This window comes from Chryseobacterium sp. C-71 (genome assembly GCF_020911865.1).
Lineage (GTDB): Bacteria > Bacteroidota > Bacteroidia > Flavobacteriales > Weeksellaceae > Chryseobacterium.
On record NZ_CP087131.1, the window covers coordinates 2,964,641 to 2,980,818 of the forward strand.

Here is a 16,178-nt window from a genome sequence, read left to right on the forward strand (position 1 = left end):
AAAGAAACAAAGGATTTTAGCCGATAGGGGCTAGAGCGTCCCGATGAATCGGGAAGGTCAAGGGTTCGACTCCCTTATTCTCCACAGTTTTGCGAGTTTGATTTAAAAGTAAGATGAATAGAGCCAAAACAAATATTCATTTATCAGACAAGCAGAAAGACATAAGATCATTGACATTAACGGTAAAAATATCACAAAGAGAAAACCGAGCGCAATTAAGCGTTTGAGTTTACAAAATAGTTTAACAGCGATGTTAGACAAAAAATACTGAACTAATTAATAATTAGGAAAGAAATCGTTAAGGGCGTATGGCGGATGCCTAGGCTTTCAGAGGCGAAGAAGGACGCGGTAAGCTGCGAAAAGCTGCGGGGATCGGCACACACGAATTGATCCGCAGATGTCCGAATGGGGCAACCCGGCATGTTGAAGACATGTCACCTCGTAAGAGGAGCAAACCAGGAGAACTGAAACATCTAAGTACCCTGAGGAAAAGAAATCGAAGAGATTCCGTAAGTAGTGGCGAGCGAACGCGGATTAGCCCAAAAGTCTTTATATATTTAATAGAATGTTCTGGAAAGAACAGCCATAGAGGGTGATAGCCCCGTACATGAAAGGTATATTTAGATGATAAATGAGTAGGGCGGGACACGTGAAATCCTGTCTGAATATGGGGGGACCATCCTCCAAGGCTAAATACTCCTGAAAGACCGATAGTGAACAAGTACTGTGAAGGAAAGGTGAAAAGCACTTCGAATAGAAGGGTGAAATAGAACCTGAAACCGTACGCCTACAAGCGGTCGGAGCCCACAAGTTGGGTGACGGCGTGCCTTTTGCATAATGAGCCTACGAGTTAATGTTACTAGCGAGGTTAAGTACTTCAGGTACGGAGCCGGAGCGAAAGCGAGTCTGAATAGGGCGCTTAGTTAGTAGTATTAGACGCGAAACCTTGTGATCTACCCATGGGCAGGTTGAAGCTTTGGTAACACAAAGTGGAGGACCGAACCGGTTGACGTTGAAAAGTCTTCGGATGACCTGTGGGTAGGGGTGAAAGGCCAATCAAACTGGGAGATAGCTCGTACTCCCCGAAATGCATTTAGGTGCAGCGTCGTGTATAAGTTTATTAGAGGTAGAGCTACTGATTGGATGCGGGGGAGTCAAATCCTACCAATTCCTGACAAACTCCGAATGCTAATAAATGTTCCACGGCAGTGAGGGCGCGGGTGCTAAGGTCCGTGTCCGAGAGGGAAAGAACCCAGACCAACAGCTAAGGTCCCCAAATCTCTATTAAGTTGAAGCAACGCGGTTGGACTGCATTGACAGCTAGGATGTTGGCTTGGAAGCAGCCATTCATTTAAAGAGTGCGTAACAGCTCACTAGTCGAGCGGTCCGGCATGGATAATAATCGGGCATAAATAGAGTACCGAAGCTATGGATTTACAACTTAGGGTTGTATCTGGTAGGGGAGCATTCTGTTTGCACAGAAGCTGAGTCGTGAGGCTTGGTGGAGCGTACAGAAAAGAAAATGTAGGCATAAGTAACGATAAAGCGGGCGAGAAACCCGCTCACCGAAAGACTAAGGTTTCCTCAGCCATGCTAATCAGCTGAGGGTTAGTCGGGACCTAACGCGAACCCGAAAGGGGTAGTGGATGGACAATGGGTTAATATTCCCATACTTGCTCACACTAAAAAGGGGACGGAGTGCCGTACTTACTGGAGACTGACGGAATAGTCAAGACCTAGCCTTCGGGCGAAGTTGCTGTAAGGAAAGTGCTTCCAAGAAAAGCCGAAGTGAAGCAACCCGTACCAAAACCGACACAGGTAGTCGAGGAGAGAATCCTAAGGTGCTAGAGTGAATCATGGTTAAGGAACTAGGCAAAATAGTCTCGTAACTTCGGAAGAAGAGACGCCAGCAGCAATGCTGGCCGCAGTGAAGAGGCCCAGGCGACTGTTTATCAAAAACACAGGACTCTGCTAAATCGAAAGATGCTGTATAGGGTCTGACACCTGCCCGGTGCTGGAAGGTTAAGGAAGGGCGTTAGCAGCAATGCGAAGCGTTTGACTGAAGCCCCAGTAAACGGCGGCCGTAACTATAACGGTCCTAAGGTAGCGAAATTCCTTGTCGGGTAAGTTCCGACCTGCACGAATGGTGTAACGATCTGGGCACTGTCTCAACCATGAGCTCTGTGAAATTGTAGTAACGGTGAAGATGCCGTTTACCCGCAATGGGACGAAAAGACCCTGTGAACCTTTACTATAACTTCGTATTGACTTTGAGTAAGTAATGTGTAGGATAGGTGGGAGACTTTGAAGCAGGCACGCTAGTGTTTGTGGAGTCAACGTTGAAATACCACCCTTTACTTACTTGGAGCCTAACTTGATTTATCAAGGACACTGCGTGGTGGGTAGTTTGACTGGGGTGGTCGCCTCCAAAAGAGTAACGGAGGCTTTCAAAGGTACCCTCAGCACGCTTGGTAACCGTGCGTAGAGTGTAATGGCATAAGGGTGCTTGACTGTGAGACCTACAAGTCGATCAGGTGCGAAAGCAGGACATAGTGATCCGGTGGTTCCGTATGGAAGGGCCATCGCTCATAGGATAAAAGGTACTCCGGGGATAACAGGCTAGTCTCCCCCAAGAGCTCACATCGACGGGGAGGTTCGGCACCTCGATGTCGGCTCGTCACATCCTGGGGCTGGAGAAGGTCCCAAGGGTTGGGCTGTTCGCCCATTAAAGTGGCACGCGAGCTGGGTTCAGAACGTCGTGAGACAGTTCGGTCTCTATCTATTGCGGGCGTTAGATGTTTGAGAGGGCTTGATTCTAGTACGAGAGGACCGAATTGAACAAACCTCTGGTGTATCAGTTGTACCGCCAGGTGCACCGCTGAGTAGCTACGTTTGGAAGAGATAAGCACTGAAAGCATATAAGTGCGAAACTCGCCTCAAGATGAGACATCTTTTAAGGGTCGTTGGAGATGACGACGTTGATAGGCTACAGGTGTAAAGTTGGTAACAGCATAGCCGAGTAGTACTAATTACCCGTAGATTTATTGCCTAATTGGCAAGCCTTAATTGCGCAATCAAGGTTCTCTCTTTGTGAACATTTTTATCGATAAAACAGTTGACAGTAGGGAGTTGACAGTTGATAGTATCATACCATCAACAATCAACCAAAAACTGACAACCATATACAACCTTTAGGGTGGTTTTAGCGGTGGGGCTCACCTGTTCCCATTCCGAACACAGAAGTTAAGCCCACCAGCGCCGATGGTACTGCGAAAGCGGGAGAGTAGGTCGCCGCCAGTTTTTATTTAAAAGTCTCATACATTCAGTTGTATGAGACTTTTTTTTGCTCTCAACTCAACGTTTAAAAAGCAACGAAGCCGCCATCCATAAATCAAATTTAACCTCCAATATTCAAGGTTTGAGATCCGGTTTGGGGAAAGAAGTTGATGAAAGTTCAAGTTGAATATTTAATATGGAAATTGCGGAATTTGAAATTTAGAGTTAATCATGAAAAAGTTACTATTCAAAACTTACTTTGCAATATTCAAATTTGGTAATTAAAATCAAAAAATCCATGCTGTTGCTCTAGAGGACCAGTATCTGTGTATAAAAAAGCTGAAGTGGTCACGCGTATTCTAGATGAACCCTATCTATTCCACCATTTATATCTTTTATAACAATTTCTAACGATATTACAGGTCGCTCCGTAGGAGCGATATTTGTGTAGGAAAAGTTAATGCGGGGAAAAGTACATTCCGTCGGATCGATATCTGTTTATCATCTAAGAAGTGATTTGTCATCAGGGAATTGAAATAATGTACAGGTCGCTCCTAAGGAGCTTCTCCATCCGTGAGCTGTATTCTTTTTCTATTAACAGTCCGCCGCTCTGCGGCTTTTCAAGCAGTTGTACTTATTGCAGAACTATTTGTAGTACGTATTTTGAATTGTTTAAGATGATTGCAAAATCTCGATTATAATGAAATAGTAATAAATCATTACCTTTTAAAATATATCCAGAAAATGTAATTTTGAATATGCATCAAGCATCAAGCATCAAGCATCAAGCATCATGCATCATGCATCAAGCTTTGAGAACGAAAAAAAGTCATTGGTTATTTTGACAGATAATCAAAAGAATGCAGTCACCCCTAGCCCAGATCGCAACGGCATCCTTTTTTGTTATCCGGAAAAAGCTCAGGCACAAAAAAGATACAGTGAAGAGCTGGATAAAGCTTCTGGATAATTTAATTTGAATGTTTAGAAAGGCTCTAATTACTAATTCCCGCGTTGTCAAGTCAGTTTCTTGAATTGTTTTCTAAAAAAAAATCAGGATAGAAAATCTACCCTGATTAAATATTTTAATGCAAATCTGATTAAGAATACATTTTTTCTCTCAGTTCTTTAATCTTTTTATCAGCAAGATATTCATCGTAAGTAGTTTCTCTGTCGATGATTCCTTTTGGTGTCAATTCAACGATTCTGTTACAAACTGTTTGTAGCATTTCGTGGTCATGAGATGATAATAGAAGATTCCCTTTGAAATTTGACAATGAGTTGTTCAATGTTGTAATACTTTCAAGGTCTAAGTGGTTGGTAGGCTCATCCAATAGCAATACATTGGCTTTCTGAAGCATCATTCTACTGAACATACATCTCATTTTTTCACCTCCGGAAAGCACCTTACAAGACTTTAAGGCTTCATCACCTGAGAATAGCATTCTACCTAAAAATCCTCTCATGAATTCTTCGTGACGTTCTTCATCGTTTTTGGTGAATTGTCTCAACCAATCTACCAAGTTGATGTCTTCCTGGAAGAAAGTTGTGTTATCCAAAGGCATATGAGATTGGTTTGTCGTAACTCCCCATGCTACATTTCCTTTGTCTGCCTGATTATTTCCAGCTAAAATCTCAAAAAATTCTGTAATTGCCAAAGAGTTCTTAGAAATAATGGCAACTTTATCTCCTTTTTTAAGATTTAAATCAATGTTTGAGAACAATAATTCTCCGTCTTTTGTCTTTTCTAGACCTTTAACATCTAAAATCTGATCTCCAACTTCTCTTTCCATTTCGAAAATAATTGCCGGATATCTTCTTGAAGATGGTTTAATATCGTCAATATTTAATTTGTCGATCATTTTCTTTCTTGCAGTTGCTTGCTTAGCTTTCGCAACGTTTGAACTAAATCTAGCGATGAAGTCCTGAAGTTCTTTCTTCTTCTCTTCCGCTTTTTTGTTGGCCTGAGCTCTTTGTCTTGTAGCTAGCTGAGAAGCCTGATACCAGAAAGAATAGTTACCTGTATAAAGATTTAATTTAGCGTAATCTAAATCTCCGATGTGCGTACAAACGGTGTCTAAGAAGTGACGGTCGTGAGATACAACGATTACTGTATTTTCGTAATCTGCTAAGAAATCTTCTAACCAAGCGATAGTGTCTATATCAAGGTCATTCGTAGGTTCATCCAAGATTAATACATCAGGATTTCCGAAAAGTGCCTGAGCCAAAAGAACTTTTACTTTGTCTTTGTTCTCTAATTCACTCATCATCTGCCAATGCATATCGTCTTTGATACCAACATTTGAAAGCATGGTCTGAGCATCAGATTCTGAGTTCCATCCACCCATTTCATCATATATAACACCTAATTCACCTGCTTTGATTCCGTCTTCATCAGAGAAGTCTTCTTTGGCATACAGAGCATCCATCTCTTCTTTTATTTCGAATAATTTCTTATTTCCTCTAAGCACAGCTTCTAGAACTGTATATTGATCATATGCAAAGTGATCCTGCTCCAAAACCGACATTCTTTTCCCTGGCTCAAGAGATACATGTCCTGTGGTTGGATCTTGCTTGCCTGTTAATATTTTAAGGAATGTAGACTTTCCTGCTCCATTTGCTCCGATGATTCCATAGCAGTTTCCTTTGGTAAACATAATGTTTACTTCGTCAAAAAGAACTCTTTTCCCAAATTGTAAAGATAAGTTAGATACTGTTAACATATAGTTTGTAAATTTGGCGCAAAATTACGAAAAGAAATCGGGTAATTATAATATTGTAATACTCAAGTTTTTAATGTAAGGTAATTTTGTATATTACATTAATGAAATTTTAGATATGAAGATCGAAAAAACAGTTAATATATTTAACAGAAGAGCACGTTTTGAATACGAATTTATAGAAGAATTGGAGGCAGGAATGGTGCTTACCGGGACCGAAATAAAATCTTTACGTTCTTCTAAAGCATCCATTACAGAAGCTTTCTGTCAGTTTATTGATGGGGAATTGTACATCATTAACATGATGATTGATGAGTACAAATTAGGAACTTTTTACAATCATAAAACAAAAAGGGAACGAAAGTTGCTGTTGCACAAAAGAGAATTGTTAAAACTCGAAAAAAAACTCAAAGATGCAGGTAATACGATTATTCCTTTAAAATTATATATCAACGATAAAGGCAAAGCTAAAGTGCTGATAGCGTTGGGAAGAGGGAAAAAGCTTTTTGATAAGAGAGAGGCAATAAAAGATAGAGAAAGTAAACGAAGCCTCGATAGAATATTAAAGAAAAGTTAAAAATCATCCTGAAAACTTTGTTTATAAAGAAAAATTATATTTATTTTGCAATATCAATTATTTAATCATTTAATTCTATGAAAAATCTAAAATTAGGAATTTCAGCATTGGCGCTTACTGTTGCCTCTACTGTGTTCGCTCAGACTACCAATAATCCGTGGTTGATCGGAGTTGGTGCTCACGCAGAGAACCATAAAGCACAGGCAGGTAACTTCAGTAACACGTTTTCTGCTACAAATTTGACGAAGACAATGTTCAATATGAACAACTTCTCAATCACTCCACCATTATCTAAACTTACAGTTGCGAGAAACATCGGTAAAGGTTTGGTAATCGACTGGCAGACTACTGTTGGTAATGTAGAGAACCAAAGATTCAACATGGGTAAAGAGTTCATGTTAATGACTGGTCTTGGTTTCCAAGCTAAAGCTGCAGGTCTACTTTGGAATGAAGAGTCTTGGTTTGATCCATATTTAAGAGTAGGTGCTAACTACCTTAGACATGACTACACAGCTCTTACCTTCCCTAGAGTTGATTCTAATGGTGTAACCGTTTCAAACGGTGAAAATGGTAACGAAAATGGTAAAGCTAATCACTTTGCAGTGGCTGGTGGTGCTGGTGTAAATTTCTGGCTGACTAAGAACTTCGGTCTTGGTGTACAAGGAGACTACGTTTCAACTCCAGGCGACAAATCAAGTGTTGCTAACTTTTGGCAAGCTTCTGCTTCTTTGAACTTTAGATTCGGAAACAGAGATAGAGATAAGGATGGTATCTTAGATAAAGACGATTTATGTCCAGATACACCAGGTTTACCAGAGTTCCAAGGATGTCCTGATACTGACGGAGATGGAGTTCCAGATAAAGACGATCAGTGTCCAGATGTTGCTGGTCCAGTTGAAAACAACGGTTGTCCTTGGCCAGATACTGATGGAGATGGTATTATTGATAAAGATGATGCTTGTCCTACAGTTGCAGGTCCTGCAGAAAACAATGGTTGTCCTTGGCCAGATACAGACGGTGACGGTATCTTAGATAAAGATGACGCTTGTCCTACTGTTCCAGGTCTTCCAGAATACAACGGATGTCCTAAGCCTAAAACAGTTGTTGCTGAAGATTTAGAGAAAAACTTCAAATCTGTATTGTTTGACTTCAATAAAGCTACAATCAGACCAGAATCTAACAGTGCTCTTGATACAGCAGCTGGTATAATTAAGCAAGAAGGAGGTAACTACTTATTAGAAGGTAGAACTGATGCTAAAGGTGCTGAAGCTTACAACTTGAAATTATCTAGAGAAAGAGCTGCTGCTGTAGTTGCTGCTTTAGATGCAAGAGGAGTTGATACTAACGCTCTTAAATCAATCGGTGTAGGTGAAGCTAAAGCGACTGTATCTGAAAAAGCTACTGATGCTGAAAGACAAGTAGACAGAAAAGTAGTTGTAAAAGCTATTGAAGATGCTGCTGAGTGGAACGCAATCAAGAAAAGAGATTACGAAGATGCTCCAGTGAAAAAAGCTCCAGTAAAAAAAGCTACTAAGAAAAAAGTAGTTAAAAAGAAAAAATAATTAATTTTTCTAAATAATAAATACCCCCAGATTTTTCTGGGGGTATTTTTTTTGTTACTGATTTTGAGTAATTTTGTGAAAATTTAAAATATAAAATGGGAAGAGCGTTTGAATATAGAAAAGCTTCGAAAATGGCACGTTGGGATAAAATGGCCAAAACTTTTTCTAAAATTGGTAAAGATATTGCCCTGGCGGTAAAAGCTGGTGGCCCTGATGCTGAAGCTAATCCGGCACTGAGAAGATGTATCCAAAATGCAAAGGGTGCTAATATGCCCAAAGATAACGTAGAAAGAGCGATCAAAAAGGCAAGTGGTGCCGATGCTGAAAACTACGAAGAAATCAATTACGAAGGTTACGGACAAGGTGGTGTAGCTTTTTTTGTAGAATGTACTACGAATAACACTACAAGAACTGTTGCAAACGTAAGGGCGATTTTCAACAAGTTTGACGGTAACTTAGGAAAGAATGGTGAATTGGCTTTTGTTTTCGACAGAAAAGGGATTTTCAGTATAGATTTATCACAGATCAAAATGGATTGGGATGATTTTGAAATGGAAATGATTGACGGTGGTGCAGAAGATGTAGAAAAAGATGACGAGGAAGTGATGATTACGACAGCTTTTGAAGATTTCGGATCGTTGTCTCATAAATTAGATGAATTGAAAATTGAAGTGAAAAGTGCAGAACTTCAAAGAATTCCAAACAATATCAAAGAAGTTACTGCAGAACAGTTTAAAGCCAATATGAAAATGTTGGATCGTTTTGAAGAAGATGATGATGTACAAAACGTATATCACAACATGGAAATTACTGATGAGTTGCTAGAATCATTATAAAATAATATGATTATCCTTTTGCGATAATAATTTTTGCCACGAATACACGAATGATCAAATCTTTACTCCTTTGAAATTTTGATTCATAGGAAAATATTATGAATTCTATTTGTGTATTCGTGGCTATTTATGCCTATCAACAGCATAGAGTCACAAAAATAATATAGCATTCATATACAATTCATTTTCATGTAGTTTCTTTGCATAAAATCATATTTGAATCGTTATTGATTTAATAGAATCGATAATGAAATTATTTATTTGATTATAAAAGCAGTCTGCAAATGAAAAGAAACGTTGAATTGGTTGTCATTTCGGATATACACTTGGGAACTTATGGGTGCAAGGCGAAAGAATTATTAAGATATCTCAATTCTATTCAGCCTAAAACATTAGTTTTAAATGGTGATATTATCGATATCTGGCAGTTCAAAAAGTCTTACTTCCCTAAGCCTCATCTTAAAGTGATAAAAAAAATCATTTCATTTGCCACAAAAACTACTGATGTCTACTATATCACAGGCAATCACGATGAGATGTTCAGAAAGTTTACCGATTTTGAATTGGGTAAGCTAAAAGTCATCAATAAACTTTGCTTAAATTTAAACGAAAAGAAAACCTGGATTTTTCACGGTGATGTTTTCGATGCGTCCGTCCAGCATTCAAAATGGATTGCGAAACTCGGTGGAAAAGGATATGATCTTTTGATTGTCATTAATAATGTGGTCAATTGGTTTTTAGATAAAATGGGTAAAGAGAAATATTCATTTTCAAAAAAAATAAAAAATAATGTCAAAAAAGCGGTCAAGTACATCGGTGATTTTGAACTGACAGCTTCTGAACTCGCAATTGATAATGGATATGATTTTGTCATCTGTGGACACATACATCAGCCCCAAATTCGTGAAGTAACGAATAAAAAAGGTTCGTGCACGTATTTAAATTCCGGAGATTGGATTGAAAATCTTTCCGCTTTAGAATATAATGATGGCAAATGGAAAATCTTTCATTACGAAGAGCATCAGCATTTGTTGAAAGACGATGAAACCGAAGAAATTCAGGATATGAATAATTCTGATCTTTTAAAAATAGTTACCCAATTTACTTAGGATGAAAATTTTATACGCTTTTCAAGGAACAGGAAACGGACACGTTGCGAGAGCTCAGGAGATTATTCCTATTTTAAAAAAGTATGCTTCTGTCGATACATTGATCAGCGGTCATCAATCACAGTTAAAAACAGATTTTCCTATAGATTTTAAACATCGTGGTGTTTCTCTGCTTTATAATAAAACTGGTGGAATTTCATATAAAAAGATTCTTTTTGAAAATAATTTCCTTGAAGCAATAAACACAATCCGACAAATAGAGTTGAGTCAGTATGATTTGATTATCAATGATTACGAGCCGCTTACAGGATGGGCTTGTAAATTGAGAAATTTAAAAATGCTTGAATTAAGCCATCAGGCGTCAATGAGTTTTAAAGAAACTCCAAAACCTGATAAGAAAGATTTCTTTGGTGAAATGGTGTTGCAACATTACTGTCCGAGTAAAGATAAAATCGGATTTCATTTTGATACCTATCATCCACAAATCAAAAAGCCAGTTATTAGGAGGAAAATCAGAAATTTAAATCCTGCAAAAAAAGGATTTTATGTGGTTTATCTTCCCAGTTTTTCTGATGAAAATATCACGAAAGTTTTAAATCAGATTCCTGTTGAGTGGAAAGTCTTTTCGAAGTATACTAAAATTCACAGTAAAACAGACAATGTTGAAATTTATCCAATTGATGAAACCCATTTTCTGGAATGTTTTGAAAGTTGTGAAGGAATTCTTTGTAATGCAGGTTTTGAAGGTCCTGCCGAAGCGCTTTTTATGGACAAGAAATTATTCGTAATCCCTATTCATAATCAATATGAACAGGAATGTAATGCCTGCGCTTTAGACAAAATGGGAATTCCCAATTCTAAAATCCTGAATGTGGAGGAGATTAGAAATTGGGTGCATTCTGATATTCATTTTAAAGTAAATTATCCTGACGATATTGAGGACATTATTCTAAATGAAGTATTAACGTTCTAAAAGAATATCTTCCACATCATTCATTCTTTTCATTACTGATCTGGCGTAAGAACAGTGTGGATAAACGTTCCATTTGTTTTCTCTAGAAAATTTAATGGCTTCTTCCACCAAGTATTTTCCCATTCCACGACCTTCAAATTCGGGGTGAACGAGTACAAATGAAATAATCAGTTTGTTCTCTTCCGGAAAGATCGTGTAGGTTAATCTTCCGACTTCTTTGATCTCGTTGTTGAGTGTAATTACTCCGCCGTTTCCTGATTTATTATTTTCGAATTGCATACGTTTGATTTTGTTTTAAAATTTACAAAAATTGAACCGATTTGAAGACTACTAATTTTCTTGCCACGAATTCACGAATATTCATAGCTATAATCAGATTAAGAAATTTGTTTAAACGAAAAATATTAACAGTAAAATTCGTGCATTCGTAGCGAAAAATTTCAAGCTAATCTTTCCCTGTGTAATAGTTGTAATCTTTGATCACCACACCGATAAACTGTCTTTCGGTCATTTTAGTTGGGTCAACTTCCAATTTTAAAATTCCTTTTATTTTGTCAGAAAGTTTGGTGATAATTTGTCGGTCATCGATTTTTAAAGCTTTCAAATAATTGTCTTTAATAATTCTCATATCATTATCACTCAAACCAATCACTTGTGGAAAAGTAGGAGTGTAATCAGTCTGAAGATTTTCTAAAATCGTATGGGAAATATTGATGTTATTTTTTAATGAAATCACAGCGGTTCCGGCAGCAATATCACCAAAACGTTGGTTGTTTTTGGTAACAATCATGGTTATAAAGCCAACAATCAAAACAGAAACATCAATCACTCGGAAAACCCAGCGAATCAGATAATCTCCAAAACTCGCCTGATAACCATCGATTTTCACCACACGGATTTTCATTACTTTTTTTCCTAAAGTTTGTCCTTCCATTAAACTTTCTAAAACAACGGGATAGATAACCGTCGGGAAAAGAAGAATGCTGTAAACAGCGCCTTGTGACCAGTAATCAAGATCATTTAGAATGTATCCCAAATCAAAAACGCTGAAAAAAAGATACAAAATAGCAATGCCGTAAGCAATCTTAATCACAGAATCGATGAGGAAGGCAAGAAATCTTTCACCAATACTTGAAATGTTAAAGTTAATATTTACATTTTGTGAGGTATTAATCGCAATTTGAGACATAATTTTTATTATTTTAGCCTTACAATTATGAGAGAAGTTTATTTTATTAAACAAAATAAAGAAAAATGGTTGGGAATCGAACAGGTTATTCAAGGGAAAATTAAAAAAAATCCTGACGACCTGTCTTCACTGTATATTAATCTGATTAATGACCTTTCTTTTGCCCAGACGTATTACCCAAAAAGTAATACGACGGTTTACCTTAACCACCTTTCATTTCAGATTTTTCAGAAAATTTATAAGACCAAACGGGTTGAAGAAAACAGAATGCTGTATTTTTTCAAGACTGAAGTTCCGCTTTTGGTGTATCAGTACAGAAGATATTTGATGTACGCTTTTATATTTTTCATACTCTTTACTTCGATGGGCGTTTTGTCGGCGATTTACGATAAAGATTTTGCCAATATTATTTTGGGTGAATCTTACGTAAATACGACCATCGAAAATATCAAGGCAGGTAATGCTGTAGGCGTTTATCAAAGCGGGTCGACCTGGGGAAGCACGATAGGAATTACTTTAAACAACATTGGCGTTGGTGCAAAAATGTACCTCTATGGAATTTTTGGAGGAATTGGTTCGTTGTACGTTCTTCTTTCCAATTCTGTGATGTTGGGTTCGTTTCAGTATTTTTTCTATGATTACGGAGCTTTAAAAGATAGCGCAAGAGGAATCTGGCTGCATGGAGTTTTTGAAATATTTGCCATGGTTGTAGAAGCGATGTGCGGACTGATCTTGGGAACTTCGATACTTTTTCCAAAAACCTTGTCGAGATTTGAATCTTTAAAGATTGGATTGAAAGATTCGTTTAAAATATTTTTAAGCACCATTCCATTCACTATCTGTGCAGGAATTATTGAAGGTTATGTGACAAGACACGCTTTAAAAATGCCTGAATTTTTAAATTTAATCATCATCTTCGGATGTTTGACCATCATAGGATTCTACTATTTTGTTTATCCTTTTATCGTTAATAAAAAACTAAATAACGCAATGACAGCCCATGATGCAGTTTTATAAAAATAGAGATTTCGGAACTTTCATCAGCGACAGTTTCGGATTTTTCAGATTATACGGTAAAAATTATTTTAAAAACTATATTCTTCTGAATGGGCTTTTGCTTATTCTGATGGTGGTTGTGGTGATCTTCGGCTACCGAGAACTTTTAATGCAGATTTTCGGGTCGAATATGAGCGGAAACAGCTCTTATCTTGAAAATTATTTTGAAGACAATCTTGGGATGTTCATCGCTGTCGGTTTACTGACGTTTGTCCTCTTCGTTGTTTTGATGATTGTCAATTATTTGTATCCTGTTTTTTATCTGAGAAGATTAGCGGCTGGTGAAACAAAAATCAGCATGGACGATATTTTAACTGACTTTAAAAACAACGCAAAAAAAATAGGAATTCTTTGTCTAGGGATGATTTTTATTGTTACTCCACCTGCTTTTATTGTTTTGGGAGTTTCTTATGCATTGGTTCTTGTCTTAATTGGAATTCCAATTATGTTATTTGTTTTTCCGACGGTGATGAACATTGTGAACTTTTTGATGTACGATGTCTTCAACAGCAAAAGGGGTTTCTTTGAAAGTCTAAGTTATTCTATTCGTGCTCAATTTTCTTACGCTAACGGAAGAGAAAAATCTCCGTATTGGAAATATTGGGGTGCCACGCTGGTTCTATTTATCATCATGTATGTAATGAACACCATTTTCACGATGATTCCGATGATTATCTTTTTCGCAACAATGATGACGACGGAACCGGATGGTAATTTTGAACAAAATCCGTTCTCGGGAGCAATGGGAATATTATTTTTTATGTTGTACGGATTTTCATTGTTGGTTTCATTTTTCCTTTCCAATTTAATGTATGTGAATTCTGGTCTAATATATTACGATAGCAGAAGAGATCTTCATCAGCAGGTAGAACTAGCAGAAATAGATACGATTGGCAGCAATGAATAAATTCATCTTCTTCATATTGCTTTTATTCTTTTTTGGGCTTTCAAATGCTCAGGATGTAGACAGCACTATTGTTTACGATGATTATTATGAAGAATCTTACGAAGACTCTCTGAGTACGGGACATTACAAAAATATGTATCCCGCAGATTCTGTTTTGCTTAAAAATCCTGTTTCTGAAAACACAGTTTATCCTAAAAATTTTAAAGAAAACATAAAGTCGAGATACAAAGGTGAAGAGTTTGATTATTCCACTTCCAAACCTCGAGAATCTTTCTGGGAAAAGTTGATGAAGAAAATTCTGAAGATTATTCAGAGTATTTTCGGAGAGACAAGCTTAGAAAGTTCGGCACAGATTACAACGGTTATTATTCGTCTTTTTGCGATTATTTTGGTTGGTTTTCTGCTGTATTTTGTCGTTAAATTTATCATCGGCAGAAATGGGAATTTCATTTTTGGAAAGAGAAATAAGAAAGTCATCATCAATGAGGAAGAACTTCATGAGAACATCCACGAAATCAATTTTCCTGAAAGTATTGCCACTTTTGAACGCACAAAAGATTACCGTTCAGCAGTACGGTATCAGTTCTTATATATCCTGAAAAAGCTCAGCGACAAAAAACTCATCCTTTGGAATCCTGAAAAAACAAACAAAGATTACGTGGCGGAATTGAAAGCTCCGAATTTGAAAAACGAATTTTCAAATCTCTCTTATATTTTCGATTATGTTTGGTATGGCGAGTTCAATATCGATGAGCAGAGTTATGCAAAATTTAAAGAACAATATCAGTCATTCAAACCTTAGTTAAACTTTAATATGAATAAAACTTTCAAAATATATGCTTTAATCTTCATCATTATCATGGTGATTCTGGCATTGTTTGAAATTAACAAAAAAGAAGTTGTAGACTGGCGCAAGAATTTTGATGTGAATGAAAAATCGCCTTTCGGATTATTTGTTTTTAATCAGGAAGTCAAAGATTTATTTAAAAATAATCTCAAAAAAATCGACGTTACAGCATACGATTATTACAATCAAAATAAAAAGAAACCGCATAATATTCTTGTGATTGAAAATGATATCGACATCCAATCCTGGAAAAAAATTCTTGATGAAGTATCCAATGGTTCTGATGCGATGCTGATTATGAGCAAAATGCCGAAAGAAATCTCAGACAGCATTGGTTTTTATGATTCTCAAATTTCATTTGAGGATAAAAATGTTCTGAAACTGACGGATAAAAAGTACCAGAATGATTTTATAAAACTGGATAAATTTCCGTCAGGACGAGGTTTTTCTTACATTAAGCCAGAAGTTCAGGCTTTAGGAAAAACAGTTGAAGATGAAAATACAGACCAAGTTAATTTTATTAAAATTAAATTCGGAAAAGGGACTATTTATGCGCATTGCGAGCCTCTTTTTTTGACCAATTATTATCTTTTACAATCAGGTAATACAAAATATGCACAAGATGTTTTTTCTTATCTTGATGATAAAGAAACATTGTGGTTTGTTGAATCAAATACGAAAGAATCCCGGTTTTTTATGCGATTTATTTTAGGTAATCCTGCATTGAAATATGCTTGGTGGCTTTTGTTGGGCGGATTGATTTTGTTTATTTTTTTTAATGCAAAAAGAAAGCAGCGCATCGTTCCGATTCTTGAACCATTAAAAAATACATCCGTTGATTTTGTTAAGAGTATTGGAAATCTCTATCTTCAGGAAGGCGATTTCCACGATATGATGGCGAAAAAAGCACAGTATTTTCTCAACAGAGTGAGAATTGATTTATTAATTGATACTCAAAATTTAGACGAAGAATTTGCAAAAAAACTTCAGTTAAAAACCGGAAAAAGTATTGAGACAATCATTGAAGCTGTTGTTTTAATAAAGAAAGCCCAAGATCCTTACGCAAGCGTGATGAAGGAAGATCTGGCAAGAATGAATAAGATTTTAGATGATATTTTAAAGTAATCTA

General features: G+C 36.9%; 12 protein-coding genes and 2 rRNA genes. 11 read left to right on the plus strand and 3 right to left on the minus strand.

What is annotated here, in order from left to right:
- Positions 1 to 288: 288 nt before the first annotated feature.
- Both LNP04_RS13670 and rrf read left to right on the plus strand, forming a co-directional pair.
- Positions 289 to 3,049, plus strand: a 23S ribosomal RNA gene (locus tag LNP04_RS13670).
- Between the two features lie 143 nt (positions 3,050 to 3,192).
- Positions 3,193 to 3,300 (plus strand): 5S ribosomal RNA (rrf, locus tag LNP04_RS13675).
- Between the two features lie 1,073 nt (positions 3,301 to 4,373).
- On the opposite strand, the gene LNP04_RS13680 is transcribed toward rrf, so the two are convergent.
- Entirely contained in the window at positions 4,374 to 5,996 is a 1,623-nt protein-coding gene (locus LNP04_RS13680) for an ABC-F family ATP-binding cassette domain-containing protein (protein WP_229983487.1), read from the minus strand.
- 115 nt (positions 5,997 to 6,111) lie between these two features.
- On the opposite strand from LNP04_RS13680, the gene smpB reads away from it, so the two are divergent.
- The 5 genes from smpB to LNP04_RS13705 all read left to right on the plus strand — a co-directional run bounded on the left by smpB (position 6,112) and on the right by LNP04_RS13705 (position 11,050).
- Positions 6,112 to 6,570 carry an SsrA-binding protein SmpB gene (smpB, locus tag LNP04_RS13685; RefSeq protein WP_229983488.1) on the plus strand — a complete coding sequence of 153 codons (459 nt, stop codon included), beginning with the start codon at positions 6,112 to 6,114 and terminating at the stop codon, positions 6,568 to 6,570.
- A 77-nt stretch (positions 6,571 to 6,647) separates the two neighbouring features.
- Positions 6,648 to 8,132: an OmpA family protein gene (locus tag LNP04_RS13690; protein WP_229983489.1), complete on the plus strand. Its 1,485-nt coding sequence runs from the start codon at positions 6,648 to 6,650 to the stop codon at positions 8,130 to 8,132.
- Between the two features lie 95 nt (positions 8,133 to 8,227).
- Positions 8,228 to 8,968, plus strand: a complete 741-nt coding sequence (locus LNP04_RS13695) for a YebC/PmpR family DNA-binding transcriptional regulator (protein ID WP_229983490.1) — start codon at positions 8,228 to 8,230, stop codon at positions 8,966 to 8,968.
- A 284-nt stretch (positions 8,969 to 9,252) separates the two neighbouring features.
- Positions 9,253 to 10,077 carry a UDP-2,3-diacylglucosamine diphosphatase gene (locus LNP04_RS13700; protein ID WP_229983491.1) on the plus strand — a complete coding sequence of 275 codons (825 nt, stop codon included), beginning with the start codon at positions 9,253 to 9,255 and terminating at the stop codon, positions 10,075 to 10,077.
- Position 10,078: 1 nt separating this feature from the next.
- Entirely contained in the window at positions 10,079 to 11,050 is a 972-nt protein-coding gene (locus LNP04_RS13705) for a glycosyltransferase family protein (protein ID WP_229983492.1), read from the plus strand.
- Here LNP04_RS13705 and LNP04_RS13710 read toward each other — a convergent pair.
- Positions 11,039 to 11,329, minus strand: coding sequence for a GNAT family N-acetyltransferase (locus LNP04_RS13710; protein ID WP_229983493.1), 291 nt, complete (start codon positions 11,327 to 11,329; stop codon positions 11,039 to 11,041). The two genes, LNP04_RS13705 and LNP04_RS13710, sit on opposite strands and share 12 nt — an antisense overlap.
- 166 nt (positions 11,330 to 11,495) lie before the next feature.
- Positions 11,496 to 12,239 carry an RDD family protein gene (locus LNP04_RS13715; protein WP_229983494.1) on the minus strand — a complete coding sequence of 248 codons (744 nt, stop codon included), beginning with the start codon at positions 12,237 to 12,239 and terminating at the stop codon, positions 11,496 to 11,498.
- Between the two features lie 27 nt (positions 12,240 to 12,266).
- Here LNP04_RS13715 and LNP04_RS13720 point away from each other — a divergent pair, with 27 nt between their 5' ends.
- From LNP04_RS13720 to LNP04_RS13735, 4 genes are read left to right on the plus strand one after another with little or no spacing between them, the layout of a single operon-like run.
- Positions 12,267 to 13,256: a stage II sporulation protein M gene (locus LNP04_RS13720; RefSeq protein WP_229983495.1), complete on the plus strand. Its 990-nt coding sequence runs from the start codon at positions 12,267 to 12,269 to the stop codon at positions 13,254 to 13,256.
- Positions 13,240 to 14,202 carry a DUF4013 domain-containing protein gene (locus LNP04_RS13725; protein WP_229983496.1) on the plus strand — a complete coding sequence of 321 codons (963 nt, stop codon included), beginning with the start codon at positions 13,240 to 13,242 and terminating at the stop codon, positions 14,200 to 14,202. The genes LNP04_RS13720 and LNP04_RS13725 overlap by 17 nt, the downstream gene beginning before the upstream one ends.
- A complete protein-coding gene (locus LNP04_RS13730; RefSeq protein ID WP_229983497.1) occupies positions 14,195 to 15,004 on the plus strand; it encodes a DUF4129 domain-containing protein in 810 nt (269 codons plus the stop codon). Before LNP04_RS13725 ends, LNP04_RS13730 begins: the two co-directional genes overlap by 8 nt.
- 12 nt (positions 15,005 to 15,016) lie before the next feature.
- Entirely contained in the window at positions 15,017 to 16,174 is a 1,158-nt protein-coding gene (locus tag LNP04_RS13735) for a DUF4350 domain-containing protein (protein WP_229983498.1), read from the plus strand.
- Positions 16,175 to 16,178 lie beyond the last annotated feature (4 nt).